The following is a 25,660-nucleotide window of genomic DNA, read 5'->3' on the forward strand; positions in this document are numbered from 1 at the left end:
TTTTACTCCATATTTTTTAAAATTTTTACTACATTTTTGCTGCTGCCATGCCCTAAGTAAGCCCTTAGCTCATCGCAGCCTTTTAAGAATTTTTGCCTATCACAGCTCTCATAAGCTTTTAGCAAATTTTCAGCCGTTGCAAATTCTTGGATAAATTCCTCATGAAGCGGCTCTTTGCCCATGAAGTCAAACATTATATTTGCAAGTCCCGCGTGCTTAATCTTTACAAATTTTCTAGCGATGAAAACATCTATCGCTTTTGCCTTGTATGCTAGCACAAATGGCGTACCAATGAGCGCTGCTTCAAGCGTAGCCGTGCCAGAGCATACAAAGGCAAAGTCACTCTCATACAAGGCGTCAGGCGTGTTTGAGACGATATCAAAATCGCTTGTGTCACCATAAATTTCACCCACTTTATCAAGCAAAAATGGCGGCACGACAAGCAATCTTTTTGCTTCTATCTTTTTAGCAAGCTCTCTATAAACTGGCATCAGCCTTGAAATCTCTGACCTTCTTGATCCTGGCAGAAAAGCCACTTTGCCACTGCTACTTAGACTAGTTTTTTTAAGCTTTATCTCATCTATCAAAGGATGACCCACGTAGGTCGATCGGCTATAAAATTTCGCATCAAATGGCAGGATCGAAGCAAGGTTGTCACAATACCTCTCCACTACGCTCACTCTTTTTGGCTTCCACGCCCAAACTTGAGGCAAGATGTAGTATGTCACGGCTGCTTTTGCGCCAGCTGCTTTTATCGCCTTTGCAAGCGGCAGATTAAAGGCTGGACTATCTATTAGCAGCACTGCATCAGCCTCTTTTGCCATCTGGCTCATCACTTTCATCGCCTTTTTTGCTTTAAAGATGAGCGGCAAAACCTCGACAAAGCCCATCGCTGAAAACTCACTGCTTTTCATATATGGCGTGCCAAGCTCTTCGCTAAAAATTCCCATTAGTTCAAATTCGCCCTCGAAATTTTTCAAAATTTCTTTTAAATGCAAATTTGCCGATGGCTCAAGAGCGGAGACTAAAATTTTCATTTACACACTTTCATCAGGTCTTTTTTTAGGGGCATTATACGCAAAAATTCTTTAAAATTTTAAGAAAGCTGTGATAAAATCCAACCCTTTAAAGGATAAAATTTGAAAGAAATTTTGATAACAAATGACGATGGATTTGAGGCGACTGGCCTTCTTGCCTTAAAAGAAGCTTTAAGCGAGTTAGATGGTGTAAATGTCACGATCGTAGCTCCAAGCTCTGAAAAATCAGCCTGCGCTCACTCGCTAACTCTCACAAGGCCACTTAGATTTATAAAACTTGATGATAACTTTTTTAAACTTGACGACGCAACGCCCAGCGACTGCGTCTATCTCGCACTTCACGCACTTTATAATAAAAAGCCAGATCTAGTGATAAGTGGCATAAATCACGGGGCAAATTTAGGCGAGGACATCACCTACTCTGGCACGTGTGGAGCGGCGATGGAGGGCGTTTTACAGGGCATTAGAAGCATCGCTTTTTCGCAGTTTTATGAAAACAACTCACTAAATGAACTTGGCTTTGAGCTAGCAAAAGAGGTGGTGAAATTTATCACTCCAAAGGTGCTAAATGATGAAATTTCGCTAAATCCAAGGGAATTTCTAAACGTAAATATCCCAGCCACAACTAGCAAAAATTTCAAAGGTTATGCCGTCGTGCCAGCTGGCAGACGCACCTACGCCACGCATGCCACGCTTAATCGCAATCCAAGAGGCATCGAGTACTACTGGCTTGGAAACGCCGCACTTGAATACGAAAAAGGCGAGCCAAGCGACATCAGCAAGGTAAATGAGGGCTTTGCAACGATAACGCCCATAAAACTAAACATGACCTCATACGAGAGTTTGGAGAGTTTAAAAGGGGAATTTGATGCAAAATGATAGATTTACAAGGATAAGATGGCTATTTGGCGAGGATGGTTTTAGCAAGCTTCAAAGCGCAAAAGTGCTAGTTTGCGGAGCTGGAGGCGTTGGCGGGATGTGCGTGGATGCGCTCGCTAGAAGCGGGGTCGGGAGCATCACGCTGATCGACAAAGACATCTTTGACGTGACAAATCAAAACCGCCAAATTTACAGCGAAAATGTGGGTGGCGTAAAGGTGGAGGAGTTTGCCAAAATTTATCCTTGCGTCACGCCTATGCAGACGCTGATTACGCCTGAGTTTGTCGCTAGTTTTGACTTTAGTAAATTTGACGTGGTGATTGATGCTATCGATGATATCGCTGCTAAGATCGCCCTTGCAAACGCAGTAGATCCTAGCAAATTTATAGCTTCGATGGGTGGTGCAAAAAGAGTCGATCCTACAAAAATAAAGGTGGCTAGCGTTTGGAAAACCTCGGTCGATCCACTAGCTAGAAAATATAGATATGAGCTCAAAAAATCAGGCTTTAGCGGTAAATTTGACGTGGTCTTTTCAACAGAAGAGCCACTTTGCAAGCCACTTGGAAGCTTCATGGGCGTGACTGCCTGCTTTGGGCTAAATTTAGCCTCACTAGCTGTTAAAAAGATAGTTGGATAGTAAGTCTAAATTTACACTCCGAGAAAAATTTCAAATTAGAGCTAACATTTTTGGATATAAATTTAATAGTCAGCTCTACAAGAGACGAATTTAACAATCCAAGATGAGCATCTAGCAAATTTTAAAATTTCATGAACAAGTAATTTCGGCTCTAAAATTTGAGCTAAGCTGTAAGCGAAGCCAAATTTTAGTAGTCAATTCTTGCGAGTGAATGAATTTTTTAAATTTGTAAAAAAGCTTGGTTGAATTTGCAAATTTCTTTTTATTTAAAAGGGAGACAAGGGGACTTGAATTTTGCTTCACAAGCTCGCAACTGTAGGACAGACACGAAGCCGTCCCCTTATCTCACTTTAGATCCCACATCTACTTGCAGTTACGAGACGAAGCCCAGTACCCCCTCGCACATTAGAAGTGCACGCTTTAATGCTGGCACACTGCAAACCATAACAAATTTCTATTTGAAAATATAACTTTAAAAATTATAAATCCTGAAATTTAGTAAGTAGTTTAAATAAATAAAAATTTAAAATAGGCCTAAAGTTTACATATTTACCTGATCCTATTGCTGTTTTGTATAATCAAATTCGATTTATCATTTAAATTTTATCTCATCTTGTTTATATTTTCTAAGTAGCTCGTTTATCTGATTTTGAAATTTCTCCCATCTTGCTTCGCTACCGTGCTTTGCGAAGAGCTTTTTGACATGAGAGATCAAAATTTTACTTTTATCTTTTATTAAAAGATATTCGTAGAGTTGATTTATCGCTGCAAGGCCGTTTTGTTCGAGCATTAGCTCTATTAAATTTGCTTCAGAGTTAGTTTGCCCCAAAAATTTAAAAACAAAGCCAAGGTCGTTTGCTACATTTTCATAAATTTTAGCCATGTCACTATCTGGCTCTATCTCGTAGTACGCAGCAGCTGTGCGAGTGATTTCATGCGCTCTAGCTCTATAATGACACTCATACTCTTTTGGCTTACTAAGCACTTCTTTGCCAAGAGTAGCCTCTACAAAAGGAGCGTAAATGCCGCAATTTATATAAAATCTCGTGCGCTCTGAGCTATTGCCACTACTTTTTTGAAAATTTACAACGCAGGTAAAATTTGGAGTATTTTTGTAGAAATTTAAAGCGCTCTTGCTAAAGCCATTATCCTTAAATAGCGGCTTTAGCAGAGCGATAAGCTCGTCAAATTTCTCTTTCATAAATTTAACGTGCCAGATGTATGATTATTTATTTGCACGCTCGATGTACTCGCCACGAACTGTATCAACGCGGATAACCTCGCCTTCTAGTACGTGAAATGGTATCTGAACTACCGCGCCACTCTCAAGAGTAGCTGGCTTTTTGCCGCCTTGTGTGTCGCCCTTGAAATTTGGTGGAGTCTCAACTATCTTTAGCTCGACTACCTGTGGCACTTCAACACCGATCGCATTGCCGTTGTGAAATAAAATTTCAACCATCATGCCATCGATCATCCACTTTTTAACATCACCCACGTCCTCATCGCTGATCGCAACTTGCTCGTAAGTAGTCGTGTCCATAAACTGGCAAAACTCGCCGTCGTCATAGAGATACTGCATCTCTTTCTCTTCAAGATGCGGCTGCTCGCACTTGTCACCTGCGTGAAAAGTCTTTTCAAGCACCTTTCCATCGACAAAAGATTTGATCTTTGCACGAACAAAAGCTGCACCCTTGCCCGGTTTAACGTGTTGATATTCTACGATTTTATAAGGAACGCCATCGATCTCGATCTTTAGTCCCTTTTTTAGATCGCCCATTGAATATGAAGCCATTTTTTATCCTTTCGTAATTTGTTATATAACTGCGTATTGAGCCCAAACACAAGCTTCAAGTGCGTTTAATCTCTCTAGCGTTTCTGTTTTTATATGTTCATCAACCAAGATGACCGCAAGCGCCATGCCGTGCTCATCTCTGCCAAGACGGAAGTCTGCGATGTTTATCTTCTCATCAGCCAAAATTTTACTGATCTGAGCGATAACGCCCGGTACGTCGTGGTTTTTGAAGATGATCATCTTGCCTTTTGGCTTGAAGTCAGTCTTAAAGCCATTTACGGTTACTATGCGTTGTTGATTTTCACCAAAGACCGTGCCACCAACGCTTACGATGCCATTTTCAGTAGTAATTCGAACCGTGATCTTGTTTTTAAAGATGCTATCTCCACCTGTGCTAGTTTCGGTAGTTATGCCTTTTTCGTCGCATAAAAATTTAGCATTTACGTAGTTTATCGCATCACCCAGACTCTCTTTTAGTGCGCCCACTATGGCAAATGTTAGCATTGAATTTGCATATTCGCTAATCTGCCCGTGAGTTTCTATACGGATAGCCTTGATAGCGCTTTTGTTTATCTGAGCTGCCAAGAAAGCCATCTTGCTTGTAAGATCAATATAAGGCTCAACAAACGGTGGTAGATCTTCTGTTTTTATAGGTAAATTTAAAGCGTTTGGATAGCTTATACCACGTGCTGCCAAGATAGCTTGTTCAACTGCCTCTACTGCAATGTTGCGCTGCGACTCAAGGGTATTTGCTCCAAGATGTGGCGTGACGCTTACATTATTTAGATCAAGAAGCGGATGGCTTGTTGCTGGCTCTTTTGTAAAAACATCGATGCCAGCAAAAGCTACCTTGCCGCTTTTTAGCCCCTCATAAAGCGCCTCTTCGTTATAAAGGCCGCCCCTAGCGCAGTTTATAAGTCTTACGCCATCTTTCATCTTTGCTATCTCTTTAGCGCCGATCATATCGGTTGTCTCTTTGGTCTTTGGAGTGTGGATCGTGATGAAGTCGCATGCCAAGATGTCATCAAAATTTTTAGTATAAGTGCCGCCCATATCGATAACTTTAGATGGATCGATGTATGGATCGTACGCGATGATATCCATGCCAAAAGCTTTTGCGCGAGCTGCTACTCTTGAGCCGATGTTGCCAAAGCCGATCACGCCTAGTTTTTTCTTAAACAGCTCAACCCCGTACCACTTCTCACGCTTCCAAATTCTATCTAGCTTTAGGTCATTGTGAGCGTACTCGAGCGATCTTGCAGCCGCTAGCATGTGAGCCATAGTTAGCTCAACCGCTGCGATAGTGTTTGCAGTTGGGACATTCATAGCGATGATGCCTCTTCTTGAACAGCCATCTATATCAACGTTATCAACGCCAACACCGGCTCTAACGATAGCTTTTAGCTTTTTGCCAGAATTTAAAAAGTCCTCATTTACCTCAGTCGAGCTTCTAGTGATCGCTACATCGGCCTCACCTAAAATTTTTAAAAGCTCGTCTTTTGGGGTATTAACTGCGTCTATTATATTTATATCTTGCTCTTTTTTTAAAAGCTCAAAACCTACTGGGTGTATCGCGTCGCAAACAATGATAGTTTTCATAATTTTACCTCTCTCACACTTGAGTGGATGTCGTAAACTCTTAGATGCAGTATGATATTTTGAAGCAACTTTGAGTCTTGGGTATTTAAAAAGATCTGGCTTTTGGCGCCGTCCTTTACAACAGTAAAATCAACCTCACTACTTCGCAAAGTCTGCATCAAACAGAACATAGAGTAGACATCGTTTTTATCTATCATAAGTTCATATGCTGTGATCTTTGGCTTTTCTATCTTAGGTCGGTTGTATTCTATAAAAATTTCATTTACAGGCAATACGTAATCTTTTTTCTTAATAGTTGCCAGCTCGTTGATCCAGTTTTCACTGCCAGCTGTATTTTTGGTTATATTTTGCTCATTTGTCATATTTTTTTCAGTAGTTTGGCCGAAATTTACACTTGCAAATTTAACAAGATAAATTCCAACCAAACCTAATATCACAAAGAGCAGAACAACTACTAATAAAAGTGTGCGTCTGCCCATTTATACTAGCGTAATTGTTCTTTTATAATGTCGCCAAGTGTTACTTTGTCATCGTTGTCGTTGATCTCATTTAACACTTCACGCTCTTTTTGTTTTGCTAAACGGCGTATGCTTAGGCGAATTCTATTTTTCTTCTCATCGATAAATGCAATAGCAGCTTCGATCTCATCGCCGATCTTTAACGTGCTTGCATCTACACTACCTAGATCTTCTTTGCGGATTAGCGCATCGACGTTATCGCCAAGCTCAACAAATACGCCAAATTCTTTAATGTCACGGATCGTTCCTTTTACGATGTCGCCTACACTAAATTTATTAGCAAATACTTGAACTGGGCTTTGTTTTAGATCTTTTAGGCTTAGAGAAATTTTTTGCTCAGCGCTGTCTATTTTGATGATCTTCACTTCTAGCTCGTCGCCAGCTTTGAACATATCTTTGCATTTGTCGTTTCTATCCCAAGAAGCGTCTTCATTGTGTAGCAAGCCCTCAACGCAGCCCACTCTAACAAATGCACCAAAATTTGTGATGGTTGTTACAACGCCTTTTACTACGTCGCCCTCTTTAAATTTTGCTTTAAATTCATCAAATGGCTTTGGAAGTAAATTTTTAAGGCTTACTCTTAAGCGGTGTCCTTTTGCGTCTATTTCGATAACCTCAACATCGATCTCTTGGCCTTCGCTGATGTGATCTTTTGGATTTTTGATATTTTTGTCCCATGAAATTTCAGATATATGTAAAAATCCTTCAATATCATTTCCAAGATCGACAAATGCACCATAAGGCTCGATATTGCTAACTGTTACTTTTATAGTGTCGCCAACTTCTAGGCCGTCGCTTATGATCTCTTCCCAAGGATCTGGAGTAGCAGCCTTGATAGATAGAGATAAGTGGCGTTTTTCGTTGTCATAGCTGATAACTTTAACTAAAACTTTATCGCCTTCTTTGTATAAAGAGCTAGGATTTACCGGACCCTTGTAGCTTATCTCGCTGTAGTGAACAAGTCCGTCTACACCACCGACATCAACAAACATACCATAAGTTGTGATCTTTTTAACTGTGCCCTCTATAACACTATCGTTTTCTACTATGTTTGATAGAGCTTCTTTGCGTTTTTTACGGTCGTCATCTAAAATTTTCTTTCTTGAGACAACGATGCTATTCTCTTCTTTATCAACTTTTATAACTCTTACTTTATATGATTTTCCAACTACTCCCTCAGCATTTTTAAATCCGCTGTGCGTTCTTGGTAAGAAAAATTCTACGCCATTTGCGTCTTGAGTGATAAAACCACCTTTATTTTTTCCAACTACTTTTACGTCGATTTCGCCAGAATTTTCAGGATCGTAAGCTTCGATGAAAGCTTTAACTTTCTCTTTTCTAAGTGCTTTTTTGTGCGACACTATAGGTCTTCCATTTCTTGATCCAGTTATTACAACTTTGATCGTATCGCCAACTTTATGCGTCAGGTTGCCGTTTGCGTCAGTGATCTCAGAAACATTTAAAATGCCTTCTGACTTCTTGCCAACGTCGATTAAAACCTCATCGCCATTGATACTGACGATCTTTGCGTCACTATCTTCTTCAGTCTTTTTAAAAGACTCCTCTAACATCGCAGCAAAATCGATATCTTCGATATCTTCGTCTTTTGCTTTTCCTAATTGAACACTTTTGTTCACAGCCATCTTGATCCTTTAAATTTTATTATGCCAGTAGAGGCAAATTGGCTTATTATAGTTAATTGTGGCTTTAGCTAGGATAAATTTTATACTTTTTTGATTCTATCGACGACTTTTTGTATGATCCAGTCAGGTGTGCTAGCCCCTGCACTTATGCCACACAAATTTTTGCCCTCAAACCATGATCCATCAAGCTCTTCTTCACTTTCTATAAGATAACTATCTTCGCAGAAATTTTTAGATATTAGGTAGAGTTGTTTTGTGTTTGAGCTGTTTTTACCACCGATTATTATCATCACGTCAGCTCGCTTGGCTAAATTTTTAGCAGCCTCTTGGTTTTCAAATGTCGCGTTGCAGATCGTATTAAAAACGCGCAGCTCTTTTACATGAAGCATGAGATAGTTTGCGATCTGCATAAATTTCTCAACTTTTCTAGTAGTTTGGCTAACGAGCGCGACCTTTTGCTTAAATTTAACGCCCTCTAGCTCGCTCTCTTCAAGCACGACGTAGACGTTGCCCTTGGCATATGACTTCACCCCTTTTACCTCTGGGTGGTGCACGTCACCAAAGATCACCACATCATAGCCCTCTTCGCTCATTTTTTCGCAAATTTGTTGTGGCTTTGTCACAAATGGGCAGGTTGCGTCGATCACTTTTATATCAGTCTTTTTTAGCTCCGCAAGGTCGTTTTTTGTGATGCCGTGAGTGCGGATGATCGCCTTTTTCTCATCTTTTAGCTCATCTATGCCCTCAAGCGTCTTTACATTGTAGTTTTTCTCAAGCCTATTTATCTCTTCATTGTTATGTATGAGCGGGCCGATAGTTGCGGCATCTCCAGCGTTTTCAGCTATCTTTATCGCTCTTTTTACGCCAAAGCAAAATCCATAACTACTAGCAAGCTCGATCTTCAACTCTAGCTCCCATTTTCTTTAAAATTTCAGCAAAATTTGGAAACGAAGTGGCGATAAATTCGCTCTTTTCTATCTGCATGCCACATTTTAGTCCAAGTATGGCAAAGCTCATGGCGATCCTGTGATCTCCGTGGCTATCAATAGTGGCAAATTTCGCCTCAGAGCCATTTATGATAAAGCCATCTTCAAGCTCGCTAGCATCGACGCCGCACTGCTTTAGCGCATTTATCGTGACAGCTATCCTGTCGCTCTCTTTTACACGAAGCTCTTTTGCGTTTGTTAGCTTACTTTGGCCCTTGGCGCATGCAAATGCAATGGCTAAAGCTGGGGCTTCGTCGATGAGCCACGAGATATTTTCGCTAACCTCTACGCCTTTTAAATTTGGCGAGTACTTAACCTCGATGTCGCCGATATCTTCGTATTTGCTTGAAGTTTTATGAAATTTTATCTCAGCTCCCATTTTTTCTAAAACCCTGTAAGCTTCGATGCGAGTTTTATTTAGCAATATATTTTTTAAAATAATATGCGAATTTGGGATGATTAGAGCTGCGACCGCAAAGAAAAATGCCGAACTTGGGTCATTTGGCACATCTATATCAAGTGGCGCAAGTGGCGATTTCATAGGCTCTAGAGTGATATCTAAGCCATCACGCTTTATATCAGCTCCCATGCCTGCAAGCATACGCTCAGTGTGGTCTCTGCTTAGCTCTGGCTCGCTAAATTTACAGCCATTTGAATAAAGAGCTGCTAGCAAAAGCGCACTTTTTACCTGAGCTGAAGCGATCTTGCTCTCAAAACTAAACCTTTCAAATTTAGTCCCTCTTATGCAAAGAGGAGCGTTGTTTGCATTATTTGCGCCATCTATCTTTGCACCCATCTCATTTAGAGGCTTTGCTATTCTTGCCATCGGACGAGAATTTAAATATTTATCGCCACTTAATACAAAAAAGCCATCCTGTGCGGCTAGTAACCCCATAAAAAGCCTCATCGCTGTGCCAGAGTTGCCACACTCTAAAATTTCATTTGGCTCTTTTATCTTTTGTGGTGGAGTGATTATTATCTCAGCTCCGTTATCTTCGATCTTTGCGCCAAGTAGCTCGACTATTTTTAAGGTATTTAGCGTATCGCCTGCTCTTAGGTAGTTTCTAACGCAAGATGGCTTGTCGCTTAAAAGCGAAAAGATCACACATCTATGCGAGATAGACTTGTCAGCTGCGATCTCGTCGATAGTTAAATTTAGACTTTTGTCTAATGGATAAATTCTCATCTTATTCCGATATTTAGTTTCTCTTTTAGCTCGCTTAAAATTTTATCCATAAGTGCGTTTATATCGTCATCTTCAAGCGTTTTTTCCATATCTTGGAATGTAAATTTAAGGCTAAGACTGATCGCGCCGTTTAGTTTCGCATCTTTATAGATATCAACCGGCAAGAACTCTTTTAACTCTTTTAAATTTAGCCCTCTTATGCACTCATAAATTCGTCCAGCCTCGAAATTTTCAGGCACGATGAGGCTAAGATCCCTTGTAGTGCTTTGAAATTTTGAGTATGGCACTGCAAGGATTGGCTCAAATTTAAGCTTTGCAAAATCAATCTCACAAACATAAGTTTTTGGCAGATCTCTTTTTGCCTCTACTCTCGCATCAACTCTGCCGATATAGCCGATCTTTTCGCCATTTTGATAGATGTGTGCCTGCTCGTATGGACTAAGATATGAGATCTCTCGGCAAGGTTTTAGCTCAAATTTACCTATTACATTTTGCACCATTGCTGCAAATGCGTAGAAATTTGCCTCCTCGCCCTTTGCGCCGTTTATCAGTGTTGGCTCTTTTAAAAGACCTGATACGACAAAGCCTAAATTTAAGCCTTGGTTTGCATTTTCGTCAAAAACTTCGCCAAGCTCAAAAAGTCTAACTGAGCGCTTTGAGTTTTTGATATTTTTTTCGCTCGAGCTTAGAAGGTGATTAACAAGTGCTGGCCTAAGCGTGTTTAGCTCGTTGTTTATAGGATTTAGTATCTTGATCTTGCAAGGTTTGAAATTTAGCTCACTTAGCTCATCAAGGCTGTCAAATACGTAGTGCACGCTTTCAAAAAAGCCATTATCGGCTGCACGACGCCTTAAATTTAAAGCATTTTTATAGTCAAAATATGTCTTATTTAGCCTATTTTTCTCTGCGAAATTTAATGGCGTTGAGGCGATATTGTCGATGCCTATTATCCTCACGATCTCCTCGCAGATATCATGAGAATTTACGATGTCGTGGCGAAATAGCGGCACTTTTACATTAAAGCTCTCTTGCTCAACATTTACCGCGATCTCAAAGCCAAGTTTCTTTAAAATTTTAACGACATCGTTTCTTGCAACCTCTTGTCCGATCATATTTTTAAGCTCGCCAAGTGAGATGCTAAGCGTGATAGGCTCGGTGTTTAGAAGTGATTGCTGTGAGCCTGCAAAAAGGCTTAGGCTATCTTTAAAGCCAGCTAGCCTTTTAAAAAGATAGTCCGCCCCATAAGCTAAATTTGGCTCGCTACCACGGCTTGAGCGATAAACCTGATCGCCTTTTGGTAAATTTTTATTTTCAAAAATGGCTTTTGAGACAACATCTGGTTTTACGTAGCTAGCCTCTACCAAGATCACCTTTGAGCCCTCATCGACCCTAGCCTCATCGCTTTGGTAAATTCCAGCAACACCTAAATTTTTATCCTCGCAAAAGACCACGCACTCGCCATTTTCGCCGTTTTTGATGTCAAAAACAGCTTTTTCGCCCTCGCCTACAAGCTTAGTGTGATCATAAGCTCTAAATAAAACGCCCGTGCAAAATGTCGCGTATTCAAGCAGTCTTTCTACTAAATTTGTCTTTTGGCACTCGATAAGAGCTAGGCGCAAGCGAGTTAATAAATTTTCACTTAATGCTTTTTTTAGCTCAAATGCTTTATACAAAAACGAGCCATTTACCTTATCTTCGGTTCGCACAGACGCGATCCTGCCGATGCCTAGTAAATTTTCGCTATCTTCATTTTCGTGGCTATCTTTCATATTTAGATCAAGCGCGGTGCAAATTTCTCTTGCGATGCCGTGTAAATTTTGGCAGTCACCCCTGTTTGCTGTGACATCGACCTCGATGATCACATCTTTAAACGCTTCAAATTCACCAAGACTTGTGCCAAGTTTTAGCTTGCCGATACTCTCATCAAGTGGCAATATACCGTCATTTGTCTTAGGTAGCCCTAGCTCAGCTGAAGAGCAGATCATACCGCATGACTCGATGCCTCTTAGCTTTGCCTTTTTGATCTCAAGACCATTTGGCATCGTCGTGCCAATGAGCGCGACTGGCACAAACTGACCAGCCTCGACGTTTTTAGCCCCGCACACGATCTGAAGCGTTTCGCTGCCAACATCAACCTGACAAACGCTTAGCTTATCGGCGTCTGGGTGCTTTTCTCTACTTTTTACATAGCCAACTACGATGCTCTTTGGTAAATTTATCTCTTTATAGCTATCAACTTCTAATCCGATAGAGTTTAATGTCTTTGAAAGTGTCTCGCCGCTAACCTCGCTAAGGTCGATCCACTCGTTTAACCAATGCTTTGAAATTATCATTTAAACTGCTCCAACAATCTTAAATCTCCCTCAAAAAGTGACCTTAGATCAGGCACTCTATGAAGCAACATCGCAAATCTCTCAACGCCAAGGCCAAAGGCATATCCACTTACATTTTTATAGCCAACCGCCTTAAATACATTTGGATCAACAACGCCACATCCAAGCACCTCAAGCCAAGTAGTCTGCTTGCACACCCTGCAGCCCTTGCCATGGCAAAATATACAACTAATATCAACCTCTGCGCTAGGCTCCGTAAATGGAAAGAAGCTAGGGCGAAAACGCACTTCAACGTCGCCAAACATGTGCTTTAAAAAGCCCTCAAGCATTGATTTTAAATTTGCAAAGCTAACTTTCTCAGTGTCCTCCACCACAAGGCCTTCTACCTGGTGAAACATCGGTGTATGCGTTAAGTCCATATCTCGTCTAAAGACCGTGCCTGGCGCTATCATGCGGATAGGTGGCTTTTGATTTAACATAGTTCGCACCTGAACTGGGCTCGTATGCGTCCTTAAAAGTCTAAAATCATCTAGGTAAAATGTATCTTGCATATCCCTTGCTGGGTGGTATTTTGGTAAATTTAGCGCCTCAAAGTTGTGAAAATCATCTTCTATAAGCGGCCCAGTCTCGAGCGAGAAATTTAGAGCTAAAAAGTACTCGATTATCTTATCCATCGTGGCCATTACAGGGTGTAGCGCCCCGCTAGCAACAGGCTCGTTAAAGAGCGTGATATCAGCGGCCTCTTTTTTCATCTTATTATCTATCTCTTGCTCTCTAAGCTCGGCCTTTTTAGCTTCTATAAGCGCGCTTAGCTCATCTCTTTGCTTATTTAAATTTGCTGCAAATTCCTTTTTTTCATCCTCGCCAAGCTCTTTTAGCTTTGCAAAACCTTGCGCCAAGATGCCCTTTTTGCCAAAAATTTCTACCCTGACCTTCTCAAGATCATCAAGAGTTGAAATTTCATTTTTGATTTTGTTAATGAAATCTTGCAATTTTTTACCTTTATGAATTTTTGCATCGATTTTATAGAAAAAGAGTTAAAATCAAGATAAAAAGCGCGAAATTTAAGCACACTTTGATATAATTTCTCAAACTTTCAAAGGAGCTAAAATGACCATATTTGAAAAGATTGTTGCTGGTGAAATTCCTTGTAACAAAGTGCTTGAAAGCGAGAAATTTCTAGCTTTTAACGACATCAACCCAAAAGCGCCGATCCACATCCTCATCATCCCTAAAAAACACTACAAAAACTTCCAAGAGATGGATCCAGTTTTGATGGGTGAGATGACTAAATTTATCCAAGAAGTGGCGAGCTTAATGGGCGTTGATAAGAGCGGTTACCGCCTCATAACAAACTGCGGCGAAAACGGCGGTCAAGAGGTCATGCACCTACACTTTCACCTGCTTGCTGGCGCAAAACTTGGCTGGAGCGAAGGCGTAGCTGATCCACAAAGCACATTTTAAAAATAAAATTTAGACTCTTTTTGAGTCTAAATTCTTTAAATTTCTACTTCAAATGCTCAAACCTTAAATTTTATAAACTTAAAGTTATTCTTTAGTTCATTTTGGGTCGAATTTATCTCGCCAAGCTCTGATTTTACGAAGTTTGTAAGCTCTATCTTGCTCACACTTGGAGATAGGATTTTTATATACTCTTTTTGATTTTTAAGCTCTAAGTTGTTGCTAAAAAGAAGCACTCTAGCATCTAGCTTTAGCCCAGCTCTAAGCTCAGATATCGTAGCTAAAAGCTCTTTTATATCAAAGCCCTCCGCTGCTTCATCCACAAGTGCTAGCGAGCAAGGTTTCGTCTTTATCTTTATCAAAAGCTCGCTAAAGCTATTTGCGACCTCAAGCGTGTTTTGAAACTCGCCAAGAGCGCCAGCAAATATCTTATTTTCAAGCTTCGTGCTCTTGTAAATCACTATATTTTCATTTTTGCTAAAGTATCTATTTTCTTTACTTGGCTTATAGTTTTTTATAAATTTAGGCAAAATTTGATTTAGCTCATCTTTGCTAAAAGGCTTTCTGATCTTCTCATCAAAAGCTGGCAGCAGCTCTCTTTCAGGGATGTTTGAGGTATTTGAGACCACGGCGACCAAATTTATCTTCTCTTCTTGAAGCGATCTTATCTCTTTTACGAAATTTGCCACGCCATTTTCAAAAAATGAAGCATCGATAAAGACCGCGTTAAATCTATTTAAAAGCAGCGCTTGTTTAAGCTCTTTGTGGCTGCTAACGCCTATGACTTCGCAGTCTAAAAAGCTAAAAGCACGCGAAAACATCTCAAGACTAAGCGGATTTTTATCACATAGCAAAAAGAGCACTTTCTCTTCAGCCAAGCTCTCGCCCTTGTTCTTCTCCATATAGACAAGCCGTGCAACGCTAAGTGGTGTGAGCGGATCTTTTAGCAAGACCGCATTTTTTATATTTATATTTTTACTCGCACTCTGCCTTGCAAAGACGATGTCGTAGTTTTTCGCTAGTGCTTGGTTGTTTGAGATGATATTTTGAAACCTAAGTCCCATATCTTCTAAAGTGGCTGCGAAAAATTCATTGTATTTTGCATTTATATCAGGCAGATACGCGATCCTTAGCTCGTGATTTAGGCTGAAATTTTGCAGTTTTTGCACCTTTTTTAGACTAAGGATAAATTTAAACTCATTGCCAGCTCCGCCAAGCGTGCTTATATCAAGGTTTGAGTTAAAAAGCCCTAGATAAAAGCTAGCAAGTCTGAGATAAAACTCGCTCTCTTCATCGTTTATCTCGCTTTCATCTTCTGCGCTTAAAGCCTTTATCTGCTCTTCATTTATGAAAATTTGATTTGTCCTTATCTTTGTTTCGATGAACAAAAGACCACTTTGGCTAAGAGCGTCGCTGACATTTTTTATCTCCACTATCAAGTTGGCAAATTTATCGCATTTTGTCACGATAGCTTGCATGATAGAGCCAAATACAACGCTTATCTTCTCGCTATCTCCCTCTAGCTCGTCGCTAATGTTTGCGTCAAGATAGGTTAAGAAATTTAGCTTTTTCTCTTGCGTAAAAGGTATCTGCGCTTCAAGTATGTTTGAAAATAAAATTTGTGGGTTAAATGGCTTTAAATTTAGTCCAACTTCACCATTTTTGCTATCAAGCAAGCCTTTTATATTGCTATAATTTAGCGCGATTATTTGGCTATTTTTTTCTAAATTTTCAAAAAGAAGCTCATTTTTTACCACATTTTCATCTTTTTTTAGGGTAGCGACCGAGCTAAAGATCTGCTCTTTTGCTTGATAAAATTTCTTACTTAGCCTAACAAGCAGTCTATCTTTTATCGCAGCAAAGCTTCTTTCTTGTTCATACTTTTGAAGTAGCTCTTTATATAGGGTTATGAAATTTTCTATTAAATTTTGTGGATTTCTATCCCCTCTTTTTAAAATCTCATCTCTTATAAGCTTCATTTTTTGGTTTAAATTTTCTAGATCTTTTAGCCAGATGTATGTTTTATAGCCAGCATAAAAGAGCCAAAGCGAAAGAAAAAACATCAAAAGCGTTAGACAAAACACCTTTACTCTAAAGTTGTCATTTAGGCTCTTTAGCTCGTCACTTAAGACATTTGCTATCTTGCTAAAGAGCTTGGCTCTATTGCCTTCAAAGGTATATATCTGCAAAATTTCATCACGTGTTAGCTCATTGTTTAGCCTTAGCTTCAAGCGGATCTCGTCATAGCCCTGAGAGGTCTCTATATTGTCAAGCCTATCTATATCTCTTATTATGTTGTCTTTTATATCGCCATTTGGGAGTAAATTTGCATTTATATCATTGTATTTAAGGCTATTTAGAGATTGTTTTAACGAACTTTCGGTGATTTTTTCTTTGCCCATAAGCACAGCCAAGATATGCTCTTTTGTGATATTTACGTTTTGAAGCAGCTGATAGGTTCTGAGTAAAGAGAGTATATAACGCTTCATATCAATATCTAAAGCAACATCTCTAAACACTACTTGCCCACTTTCAACAGCAGAATTTGCTAACTCAACAAATCTAAGAAACGAGAGATTAGAGCTCTCCCAACTTGCATTTGCGTTTTTTAAAACCTCATTTAGCCTATCTCTTATCCTTTTATCATCTGGTGTGTTAGAAAGAGTGTTTGATAAACTTTTTACAACTAAATTCTTAGCAGCATTTGCCTCTCTTAAAGCCGTCTCGTCTTGTGGCGACCTAGTTTTTTCATATCTTTCGTAAGCAATTCTTTCTGAAACGATCGCATCTAAGGTTTTTCTTATCAAACTTTCTCTTTTTACCTCGCTATTTATGCCATAAGAGATCCTAAATTTATCAAAGTAGAGCGCGCCATTGTAAAAGCAAGCGAAAGCCGCCAAAAATATCGGCAAAAGAACCAAAAATTTACTAACCTTCATGGCCAAGCCTTTTTGAAAATTTATTGCAAAGCGTGCTTATTTCGCCTAGTCTTTCATTGATATGAGCGATCTTTTTCATTTTGTTTGGTCTGGTAAGTAGCGCATCGAAATTTGCCACAAGCGGAGTGATCTTTAAATTTAGAGCCGGCTCTTTTAATATCTTTATGCTCTCTTCTAAAAATTTAGTATCTCTTGCTTGCACCGCACTTTGGATAAAGATCATCTTGTCTTTTGCCTTGCTTAAAAATATACCAAGGTAGGTCGCAAACTCGCTTTTGCTTAAATTTAAAAAGCTAGCCGTCTCGCTAAACCAGCTCTCGTTTAAAACCTCTTCTTCTTTGTTTAAAAGCTCTTTTTCATCTACCTTTAAATTTGGCAAGCGAAGCTTTGTCTTTGCTTTCATCGCAGCTTGCTGGTTTTGGCTGTAAATTTCTGTTTGATCGAGGATTAAAAGCTCAAAATACTCTTCGTTTTTTACTGAGCTGATCTTTGAAAATTTAAGCGTCGCATTTAAAATTTTGCCGTTTTTAGTCTTTAAATTTACTCTTAAATTTGGCCTTTTTGCTAGATAATCTATAAAAACTCCAGACTCTTTGTAGTCTAAAACTAGCTCGTCAATGTCTTTATGCTCGCTTAAAAACTCCCTTATATCTTTAAATTCAAGCAGACCAAGAGAGATATCTCCCATCGCTAAAATTTGACCGTTTTTGTCGTATATTATCACTTCAAATTTCCTTCTTTGAGCGTTAAAAGCTTTGCTGCTACGCTTTTGTTTGTTATTTTTGCCACTTCGTCTAAATTTGCTTCGCTGATTTTATCAAAACTTCCGTAAAAGCTGATTAATTTCGCGATACTGCCCTCAGAAACGCCAGCTTGTCTTAGCACTGATCTTTGCATATCGTTTTTCTGCCTTGTTTTTCTGTGAAAACTGATGACAAATCTATGGCTCTCATCGCGCATCTTTTGGAAAAACTGCAGCTTTTTATCGCTCGTGCTTAGGCTAAAACTGCCATTTTTTGTATAAATTTTATCCTTTGCCTCGCCCTTTGCGCGGTGAGCTTTGGCGTCTATTTTTTCTTTTGAGATAGCGATCACATCGACGTTTGCGCCGCTGCTTGCTAAAATTTCGCAGGCTAAGCTTAAAAGCTCCTCGCCGCCGTCAATAACCCAAAGATCAGGCGGGCTAAGCTTGTCAAACCTAAGCGCTCTGGCAGTTAGGCTCTCTCTCATCTGATCGTAGTCGTTTTTGGAATTTAGGTGCATGTGGCGGTAGTTTTGCTTCGCCCACTCGCCATGCTCATAGCGCACCATCGCCCCCACACTTGCCTCGCCAAAAAGGTGCGAGTTGTCGTAAGCCTCGACCACGTAAGGCGTGTGAGCTAGATTAAAATACTCTTTTATCTCGTTTAATAGCTCATTATCGTGCGTTTTTAGGTATTTTTCGATGCTAACTTCAGAATTTTTTGTAGCTATCTCGCAAATTTTACGCTTGTCGCCTATTTTGGGGCAAGTGATGCTAAATTTACGCCCAAATCTCTCGTTTAAAATTTCCTCCACCAGCTCGCTATCTTCAAAGTTTTCATTGACGTAAATTTTGGTGCTAATTATTGGCTGACCAGCGATAAAGCTTTTTAAAATGGCCTGCTTATAAGCCTCGTTTATCTCGTCACTTTGAGCGTTTTTAGCCTGCGTGATATCGGTTTTTACGCCTGTTATCTTGCCACTTTGCACGCTAAATCTCACCGCGCAGATCATATCATGCACGCAAGCGACTGAGTAGGCCTCAAAGTCTTCAAGCTTAGCTAGATCAACTTCAACCTTTGTTTGCATATTTTTAAGCGTTTGCATCTTATCTCTAGTCGCGGCTGCTTGCTCGTAGTCCTCGGCCTTAGCGTAGTTTAGCATGAGCTCTTCAAGGCGGGCAATTAGCAAATTTGGATTTTGCAAAGCGGCTGTGGCGTCAGCGACTATTTTGGCGTAGCTCTCTTTTGAAATTTTACCCTCACATGGGGCGTAGCAGCGTTTTAGCTGGTAAAATAGGCAAGCTTTTTTGCCTTTGATGCAGGACTTTTTCTGAACTAGGTTGAAATTTAGATAAAGCGCTTCAAGAAGCTCTCCTGCTCCACTAAAATATGGCCCAAAATAGCGTATATTTGAGCCTTTTACCACCTTTCTGGTGATCTCAAATCTAGGGAATTCATCGTTTAAATTTATAAAGATATAAGGGTAGGTCTTGTCGTCACGAAGCAAGATGTTGTATTTTGGCTTAAGCTGTTTGATAAATGAATTTTCAAGTATGAGCGCGTCTGCCTCGCTTGGTGTGACGATGTATTCAAGATGCACCGCCTCGCTTATCATCTTTGAAATTCTTGGGCTTAGCTTTTCAGCTGGAGCTAGGCTTGGGGTAAATTTAAAGTAGCTTTTGACCCTGTTTTTTAAAATTTTGGCCTTGCCGACATATAAAAGTCTGTTTTGAGCGTCAAAATATTGATATACGCCAGGCTCGTTTGGAAGCGTTCTTATCTCGTCTATTAGCATCTTGCCTGCTCGTTTTTCTTTAACAAAATTTCTCTTAGCTCTTCAAATTTCTTATAAATTTGCTCATTTGTGGCTAAATTTTTAAACTCGCCCTTGCTTGCTGGAGTGATGAAATTTGACCTTTGAGTAGGTTGTGGCGTGAAAAATTTTAGATATTTGCTCACGATAAATCTTATATTTTCTTCTTTTTTATTTTTTATATAGTTGATCTCGCTAAGAGGTTTTGGCTCGATGACGCTTGCAAAAATGCTATTTTTATTAAATTTGCAAAAGGTTTTTAATAACCCTTTTATATCATTTATACTACTATCACGTCTAAGCTCCAAAAGCCCTGAGGGATGAGTGAGAACGAAGGTTAAAATGCCTTCTCTAACGTAGCAAAAAGCTATGTAAAATCGCTTTGCTTTACCCATGAGGCGAAGAAGCTCTTGGCACTCGTCTGCCATGCTTAATTTTTCTTTATACAAAGGATTTTCGTGGATAGCATCTATCATAAATTTGGCGTCTTTCATAAGGCAATCTTATCATCTTTTATTTTAATTTTCGCTCTTTTTGCACTTAGTGGTTGCGGCTACAAGGACGATCCATTTTATGGCGATGCACCCGTAAAAGAGAAAAAAACTGACAAGATCAATAAAATTTGATCTTAAATTTGGCGTAAGATAAAAATGTAATGCAAGCTTAATAAATTTAACTAACCTAAATTTTAGGCTCATTTAAGTAAAATACGCAAATTTTTATCTTACAAGGAGAGTATATGAGGTTATTTGGACTTCTAAGTTTGTTTTTTGCTTTAGCCTTTGGTGCTGACGGAGAAGCTGCGGCTATTGACTTAACTACTACATGGGCGGGAATTTTATCGCTTATCATTTTTGTTGTTGGATACTTTTTCATAGCAGCAGAAGAGAATTTTCACATCGACAAGGCAAAACCTGCCATTTTTATCGGCACTTTTATGTTTTTGCTAATCGGCGTTTATATGCTTATAAACGGCATGGATGTGCATTCGCTAGAAAATGAGGTAAATCACCTGATCTTAGAGATAGCTCAGATCGTATTTTTCTTAATGGTAGCGATGACATTTATCGAAGCACTTGTTGAAAGAGATGTATTTAACGCACTTAAATACAACCTAGTTTCAAAAGGCTACACTTACAGAAAGCTATTTTGGCTAACTGGAATTTTGGCATTTTTCATTAGCCCAGTGGCTGATAACCTAACAACAGCGCTTATCCTATCAACTGTTCTTTTAACGATAGATAGAAATAATACAAATTTCTTAGTCGCAGGTGCGATAAACATCGTCGTAGCAGCAAATGCAGGCGGAGCGTGGAGTCCATTTGGCGATATCACTACACTTATGGTTTGGGCAGCTGGCAAGTCACCATTTTTAGACTTTTTCGCACTTTTCCCAGCTTCATTTATCGGCTGGTTTGTGACAGCGTTTTTACTTTCACGCATCGTGCCAAATACTGCGCCTCATTTTGACGTGGCAAATGAGCCAAAAGTGGTTATGAAAAAAGGCGGTAAAGCGGTTATCTTCATAGGTGCATTTACCATCTTTTGTGCTGTTATGATGCATCAGTTGTTTCATTTACCAGCGATGTGGGGCATGATGTTTGGCTTCTCGCTACTTAGCCTTTATACATATTATTTCAAAAAAGCTCACAAAGACGAAGAGCCTATGAATGTCTTTCACTATATGTCAAAGATCGAGAACAACACGCTATTTTTCTTCTTTGGAATTTTAGCTGCAGTTGGCGCTCTTCACTTTGCTGGATTTTTAAATTACGCTGTGTCACTTTATGATAAATTTGGCTCAACACCTGTAAATATCGGTGTTGGCTTCCTTTCAGCAGTCGTTGATAACGTCCCTGTTATGTCAGCTGTGCTAAAAGCAAATCCAGCTATGGGAGCTGATGCGGGCGAGGCTATGAGTCAGTGGCTACTAGTGACACTTACAGCTGGTATCGGTGGTTCGATGATCAGCTTTGGCTCAGCAGCTGGCGTTGGAGTAATGGGTAAATTAAAAGGAATTTATACCTTTGGTGCGCATATGAAATATGCATGGATGGTAGTTTTAGGATACATCGTATCACTCATTGTTTGGTATGTGCAGTTTGAAATTTTTCACATCTACTTTTAAAAGGTTATAAATGAACAATACGATTATAGTTTTGGACTTTGGTTCGCAGTATACTCAGCTAATAGCTAGAAGGCTAAGAGAAGAGGGAGTTTATACTGAAATTTTGCCATTTAACGCAAAACTAAGCGATATAAAGGCGAAAGATCCAAAAGGTATCATTCTAAGTGGTGGCCCAGCTAGTGTTTATGCTAAAGATGCCTACTTTTGCGATAACGGCGTCTTTGAGCTAAATATCCCTATACTTGGCGTTTGCTACGGCATGCAGCTACTTGCTCACACACATGGTGCTGAGGTTTTAGCAGCTGATCACAAAGAGTACGGCAAGGCTGAACTTAGCGTCATAAAAGAGCACGATCTTTTTAAAGATACACCTTCAAAACAAATCGTATGGATGAGCCATAGCGACTATGTAAAAGACCTGCCAAAGGGCTTTGAGGCGATTGCGATTAGCGAAAATTCGCCTTATTGCGCTTTTGGCGATGATAAGCGTAAATTTTATGCGATCCAGTTTCATGCAGAGGTGCAACATAGCGAGTATGGCACGCAAATTTTAAAGAATTTTGCTAAACATATCTGTGGCTGCGAGAGCACATGGAACATGGGAAGCTTCGCTAAAAATAAGATAGAAGAGATCAGAAAAACAGTGGGCACTCACAAGGTGCTTTGCGCAGTTAGTGGTGGCGTGGATAGCTCTGTGACTGCAGCACTTTTAGCAGCTGCTGTGCCTGAAAATTTGATCCTTGTTTTTGTCGATAACGGACTTCTTAGAACAAACGAAAAAGAGCAAGTTGAAGCTACATTTAGAACCAAGCTTGGTGTTGAGCTAGTTAGCATAGACGCGAGTGAGATCTTTCTTAGCCGCTTGGCCGGCGTCGTTGATCCTGAGAAAAAACGCAAGATCATAGGCGAGACATTTATAGAAATTTTTGAAAAAGAGGCTAAGAAGCATGGCGATGTGAAATTTCTAGCTCAAGGCACTCTTTATACTGATATCATCGAAAGCTCAGTCGTTGGCTCAAGCAAGACGATAAAGAGCCACCACAACGTTGGTGGCTTGCCTGATTGGATGACATTTGAGCTGATAGAGCCTTTAAGAGAAATTTTTAAAGACGAGGTTAGAAAGCTAGGACTTGAGCTTGGACTAAGCCGCGATCTAGTCTTCCGCCACCCTTTCCCAGGACCTGGCCTTGCTATCCGCATCATGGGCGAGGTGAATAAACCAAGCCTTGAGCTACTTCGCAAAGCCGACGTGATCTTGCGCGATGAATTAAAAAGTAGTGGCTGGTATAACAAAACTTGGCAGGCATTCTGCGTACTTTTAAATGTAAATTCTGTTGGCGTAATGGGCGATAATCGCACCTATGAAAATGCTGTTTGTGTGCGCGTGGTCGACGCGAGCGACGGCATGACTGCAAGCTTTTCAAGGCTTCCTTACGACCTACTTGAAAACGTAAGCCGCCGCATCATAAACGAAGTAAACGGCATAAACCGCGTAGTTTATGACATCTCAAGCAAGCCACCTGCAACTATCGAGTGGGAGTAAGAACCTCTTAAATAAATAAAGCTGGTCGATAGATGATATCTTACGCCAGCTTTAATCCTAAAATCAAAATATAAAATTAGCTCTTTTAAATAAATACTTTCAATAAGATATTTAAAGACGAAAAATGAGCACTTGAATTTATACCTTTTTTATATTTTAAAGTAAAAATGTAGAGTAAAGTTACACAACAAAGTTTCAGTTAGATATAGGCAAAATATTAAATTTACAGATGTCTAGACGGTCATAGAAAATTTATAAGCTAAAAACATTTTGCATAATCTTATAAATATCGCTTAAAAAAATATGCAATATCAAAGAATGTTTTCTAATTTGATATATTTTTACAAAATGTCAAGTGTTTTTAATCAATAATTTAAAGCCAAGTTTTAAAATTGGCTGTAAATTTATATTTCTCTGATCCTGCCGATCGCTTCAGCAAATTTTAGCTCTTTGTTTTCAAAGAGGTTGTACTCGATCGCATCTTTTTCGCTAAGTATGACGATGGTTGAGCCAAGCTCGAAATTTCCAAGACGCTCGCCCTTTTTGATGTGTAAATTTTCATATTCATAAATTTGCGTAAAATTTGCCATCGCATTTGTCTGGATACGCTCATCAAAGCAAAATTTCATCTTACCAACGTTTAGCGCACCCACGAAAACTAGCCAAAGTTTTTTGCCATTTTTCATCTCACAAAGTAGCGCCACACGTTCGTTTTTAGTATAAAGGCTATCGACCTTGCCAAGCCATTTTACCGCCACACTGTAAAGCTTGCCAGGGATATAGACCGCTTTTTTTATCGTAATATCGCAAGGTGCATGATAGTGATGATAGTCTTTTGGGCTAAGATAGATATTGGCAAAGTCAAACTCGCCTTCAAGCTCGCCCTGCCCTAAAAGCTCCTTTAACCCGTAGCTCATGCCTTTTATACTAAAAGCTTCTAGCTCTTTTGTGGTACCAAAGCTAAGGCAGGTACCATCAACAGGACTTATAAATATCTCATCTGCTGCGTCAAATTCTCTTGGCTTCAAAAGCTCCCTGGTGAAAAGTTCGTTTAAATTTTTATACTCACTTGTTGGCTTAAACTCGCTCATGTCGATCTTAAATAGCTTTACATAAAAGGAGTTGATAAGCTCTTGAAGCGGCTTGAAAAAGTTTATTTTTGCTACCTTGCCAAAAATTTGAGAAAAGAGATTGTCCTTGTTCATTTTAGTCCTTGCTTAAATTTAAAATAGCGATCTCACTAGGAGCAAAGATCCTAACCGGAGGTCCCCAAAATCCTGCACCGCTACTAACATAAGCTTGCATTTTATCATTAATCTTATAAAGCCCATGTAAAAAACCTTGATCCAGCAAAACAAGGATACTAAAAGGAAAAATTTGCCCAGCATGCGTGTGTCCGCAAAGAACTAGATCAACATCTTTTTGCATAGTTTTTATAAATTTTGGCTGATGAGATAGTAGGATAATCGGCAAATTTGGGTCACATCCTGCTAGCGCTTCGTCTAAATTTGGCTCTAAATTTTTAAACCTTATGCCAGCTAGATCATAGACCCCTGCTAAATTTATGCCAGCTATTTTTTCATTTTTATTGCCAAGCACCCTAATGCCTAGAGCGCGAATTTTTCTAGTATCCCATCAACTCCGTGGTAGTATTCGTGATTGCCAGGGACATAAAAGGTGCCGTAGGTGCTTTTAAGATTTTTTAATGGATCTAAAAAATCCCCTATAAGCTCAGCTCTCATATCAACCAAGTCGCCAACTATCACAACCATATCTGGTCTAGCCAAATTTATCTCTTTTACAAGCTCAGCCACAAAATCCTTTTGCAAAAACTCACCAATGTGCACATCCGTTATCATGGCTATTTTTAGATCACTTTGTAAATTTTTTATTTTTATACTAATCTGTCTGATCTTTGGCGGAGTAAGTGCGTTAAAAATTCCTTTCAAAAAGCAAGCAACTACAAAAATGACAAATGTCACATCAAAGCAAAATTTAATAAATTTTCGTCTCGTGGGATTAAAATTAGCTTTTGAGCAAATAGATCTAACAACATCATAAAATAAACTAACACCAAATAAAAATAGAGAAAAGCCAATGAGCGTTCCTGCTATCAGATAGAGTTCTATATTTAAAAAAGAAAATCTTAGCTGAAGAACAAATACAAACTCAAGCACACTAATAATATAGAAAAATATGCGAATTTTTTTAAGATGTGGAGTAAAAAAAGATACCTTTTTTATAAAACGTTTATATGAGTATAAATTTGTAAAAACACTAAAGATAAATGCCCCAATAATAATCCGAAAAAGTCCCAAAATATCTCCTTGAAAACAAGGATTATATTTTATATTTTTAAATTTACATTATAAATTTTATTAATTATTTAGAACAATTTGTAGTGCTAAGCCGTATGATTTTAT

Annotated in this window: 23 protein-coding genes; 6 read left to right on the forward strand and 17 right to left on the reverse strand. The window is 39.3% G+C overall.

The window, feature by feature from the left end; all coding sequences use genetic code 11:
- Positions 1-2 precede the first annotated feature (2 nt).
- Positions 3-1,037, reverse strand: coding sequence for a lipid-A-disaccharide synthase (lpxB, locus tag MTT29_RS09690; RefSeq protein WP_429800510.1), 1,035 nt, complete (start codon positions 1,035-1,037; stop codon positions 3-5).
- Positions 1,038-1,139: 102 nt separating this feature from the next.
- Between lpxB and surE the strand changes: the two genes are divergently transcribed.
- Positions 1,140-1,916, forward strand: coding sequence for a 5'/3'-nucleotidase SurE (gene surE, locus MTT29_RS09695; protein WP_429800511.1), 777 nt, complete (start codon positions 1,140-1,142; stop codon positions 1,914-1,916).
- Positions 1,906-2,553, forward strand: coding sequence for a tRNA threonylcarbamoyladenosine dehydratase (locus tag MTT29_RS09700; RefSeq protein WP_429800512.1), 648 nt, complete (start codon positions 1,906-1,908; stop codon positions 2,551-2,553). Before surE ends, MTT29_RS09700 begins: the two co-directional genes overlap by 11 nt.
- A gap of 592 nt (positions 2,554-3,145) precedes the next feature.
- Here the strand turns inward: MTT29_RS09700 and MTT29_RS09705 are convergent.
- From MTT29_RS09705 to pheS, 9 genes are all read right to left on the reverse strand, one after another.
- Positions 3,146-3,754, reverse strand: a complete 609-nt coding sequence (locus MTT29_RS09705; RefSeq protein ID WP_429800513.1) for a DUF4304 domain-containing protein — start codon at positions 3,752-3,754, stop codon at positions 3,146-3,148.
- 24 nt (positions 3,755-3,778) lie between these two features.
- Positions 3,779-4,345, reverse strand: coding sequence for an elongation factor P (efp, locus tag MTT29_RS09710; protein WP_004317246.1), 567 nt, complete (start codon positions 4,343-4,345; stop codon positions 3,779-3,781).
- Between the two features lie 21 nt (positions 4,346-4,366).
- Positions 4,367-5,947: a phosphoglycerate dehydrogenase gene (serA, locus tag MTT29_RS09715; RefSeq protein ID WP_429800543.1), complete on the reverse strand. Its 1,581-nt coding sequence runs from the start codon at positions 5,945-5,947 to the stop codon at positions 4,367-4,369.
- Positions 5,941-6,423 (reverse strand): hypothetical protein, encoded by a 483-nt coding sequence (locus tag MTT29_RS09720; protein ID WP_429800514.1) that lies wholly within the window; start codon positions 6,421-6,423, stop codon positions 5,941-5,943. Before MTT29_RS09720 ends, serA begins: the two co-directional genes overlap by 7 nt.
- Before the next feature lie 5 nt (positions 6,424-6,428).
- Positions 6,429-8,105 (reverse strand): 30S ribosomal protein S1, encoded by a 1,677-nt coding sequence (locus tag MTT29_RS09725; protein WP_107714188.1) that lies wholly within the window; start codon positions 8,103-8,105, stop codon positions 6,429-6,431.
- An 80-nt stretch (positions 8,106-8,185) separates the two neighbouring features.
- The gene (locus MTT29_RS09730) at positions 8,186-9,010 is read right to left on the reverse strand and encodes a 4-hydroxy-3-methylbut-2-enyl diphosphate reductase (RefSeq protein WP_429800515.1); all 825 of its coding nucleotides are present in this window, start codon (positions 9,008-9,010) and stop codon (positions 8,186-8,188) included.
- The gene (gene aroA / locus MTT29_RS09735; RefSeq protein ID WP_429800516.1) at positions 8,991-10,277 is read right to left on the reverse strand and encodes a 3-phosphoshikimate 1-carboxyvinyltransferase; all 1,287 of its coding nucleotides are present in this window, start codon (positions 10,275-10,277) and stop codon (positions 8,991-8,993) included. The genes MTT29_RS09730 and aroA overlap by 20 nt, the downstream gene beginning before the upstream one ends.
- A complete protein-coding gene (gene pheT, locus MTT29_RS09740) occupies positions 10,274-12,610 on the reverse strand; it encodes a phenylalanine--tRNA ligase subunit beta (protein ID WP_429800517.1) in 2,337 nt (778 codons plus the stop codon). Before pheT ends, aroA begins: the two co-directional genes overlap by 4 nt.
- Entirely contained in the window at positions 12,607-13,602 is a 996-nt protein-coding gene (gene pheS, locus MTT29_RS09745) for a phenylalanine--tRNA ligase subunit alpha (RefSeq protein ID WP_429800518.1), read from the reverse strand. The genes pheT and pheS overlap by 4 nt, the downstream gene beginning before the upstream one ends.
- Positions 13,603-13,720: 118 nt before the next feature.
- On the opposite strand from pheS, the gene MTT29_RS09750 reads away from it, so the two are divergent.
- Positions 13,721-14,074, forward strand: coding sequence for a histidine triad nucleotide-binding protein (locus MTT29_RS09750; RefSeq protein WP_004317216.1), 354 nt, complete (start codon positions 13,721-13,723; stop codon positions 14,072-14,074).
- A 56-nt stretch (positions 14,075-14,130) separates the two neighbouring features.
- Here MTT29_RS09750 and MTT29_RS09755 read toward each other — a convergent pair whose 3' ends face one another.
- Genes MTT29_RS09755 through MTT29_RS09770 form a run of 4 tightly spaced genes read right to left on the reverse strand, consistent with a single transcriptional unit; the run spans position 14,131 to position 19,994 of the window.
- Positions 14,131-17,010, reverse strand: coding sequence for a hypothetical protein (locus MTT29_RS09755; RefSeq protein ID WP_429800519.1), 2,880 nt, complete (start codon positions 17,008-17,010; stop codon positions 14,131-14,133).
- Positions 17,000-17,734 carry a hypothetical protein gene (locus MTT29_RS09760; protein WP_429800520.1) on the reverse strand — a complete coding sequence of 245 codons (735 nt, stop codon included), beginning with the start codon at positions 17,732-17,734 and terminating at the stop codon, positions 17,000-17,002. Before MTT29_RS09760 ends, MTT29_RS09755 begins: the two co-directional genes overlap by 11 nt.
- Entirely contained in the window at positions 17,731-19,548 is a 1,818-nt protein-coding gene (uvrC, locus tag MTT29_RS09765; protein ID WP_429800521.1) for an excinuclease ABC subunit UvrC, read from the reverse strand. The genes MTT29_RS09760 and uvrC overlap by 4 nt, the downstream gene beginning before the upstream one ends.
- Positions 19,542-19,994: a hypothetical protein gene (locus tag MTT29_RS09770; protein WP_021089660.1), complete on the reverse strand. Its 453-nt coding sequence runs from the start codon at positions 19,992-19,994 to the stop codon at positions 19,542-19,544. The genes uvrC and MTT29_RS09770 overlap by 7 nt, the downstream gene beginning before the upstream one ends.
- A 30-nt stretch (positions 19,995-20,024) precedes the next feature.
- On the opposite strand from MTT29_RS09770, the gene MTT29_RS09775 reads away from it, so the two are divergent.
- From MTT29_RS09775 to guaA, 3 genes are all read left to right on the forward strand, one after another.
- The gene (locus MTT29_RS09775; RefSeq protein ID WP_012001408.1) at positions 20,025-20,192 is read left to right on the forward strand and encodes an LptM family lipoprotein; all 168 of its coding nucleotides are present in this window, start codon (positions 20,025-20,027) and stop codon (positions 20,190-20,192) included.
- Positions 20,193-20,305: 113 nt separating this feature from the next.
- A complete protein-coding gene (gene nhaD / locus MTT29_RS09780) occupies positions 20,306-21,694 on the forward strand; it encodes a sodium:proton antiporter NhaD (RefSeq protein WP_429800522.1) in 1,389 nt (462 codons plus the stop codon).
- Between the two features lie 10 nt (positions 21,695-21,704).
- Positions 21,705-23,237, forward strand: coding sequence for a glutamine-hydrolyzing GMP synthase (gene guaA / locus MTT29_RS09785; RefSeq protein WP_429800523.1), 1,533 nt, complete (start codon positions 21,705-21,707; stop codon positions 23,235-23,237).
- A gap of 404 nt (positions 23,238-23,641) precedes the next feature.
- On the opposite strand, the gene MTT29_RS09790 is transcribed toward guaA, so the two are convergent.
- Genes MTT29_RS09790 through MTT29_RS09800 form a run of 3 tightly spaced genes read right to left on the reverse strand, consistent with a single transcriptional unit; the run spans position 23,642 to position 25,186 of the window.
- Positions 23,642-24,442, reverse strand: coding sequence for a phosphatidylserine decarboxylase (locus MTT29_RS09790; RefSeq protein ID WP_429800524.1), 801 nt, complete (start codon positions 24,440-24,442; stop codon positions 23,642-23,644).
- A 1-nt stretch (position 24,443) separates the two neighbouring features.
- Positions 24,444-24,836: a hypothetical protein gene (locus tag MTT29_RS09795; protein WP_429800525.1), complete on the reverse strand. Its 393-nt coding sequence runs from the start codon at positions 24,834-24,836 to the stop codon at positions 24,444-24,446.
- 8 nt (positions 24,837-24,844) lie between these two features.
- Positions 24,845-25,186 carry a metallophosphoesterase gene (locus tag MTT29_RS09800; protein WP_429800526.1) on the reverse strand — a complete coding sequence of 114 codons (342 nt, stop codon included), beginning with the start codon at positions 25,184-25,186 and terminating at the stop codon, positions 24,845-24,847.
- Positions 25,187-25,660: the final 474 nt, after the last annotated feature.

It is taken from the genome of Campylobacter concisus (assembly GCF_050447485.1).
Classification (GTDB): domain Bacteria; phylum Campylobacterota; class Campylobacteria; order Campylobacterales; family Campylobacteraceae; genus Campylobacter_A; species Campylobacter_A concisus_BQ.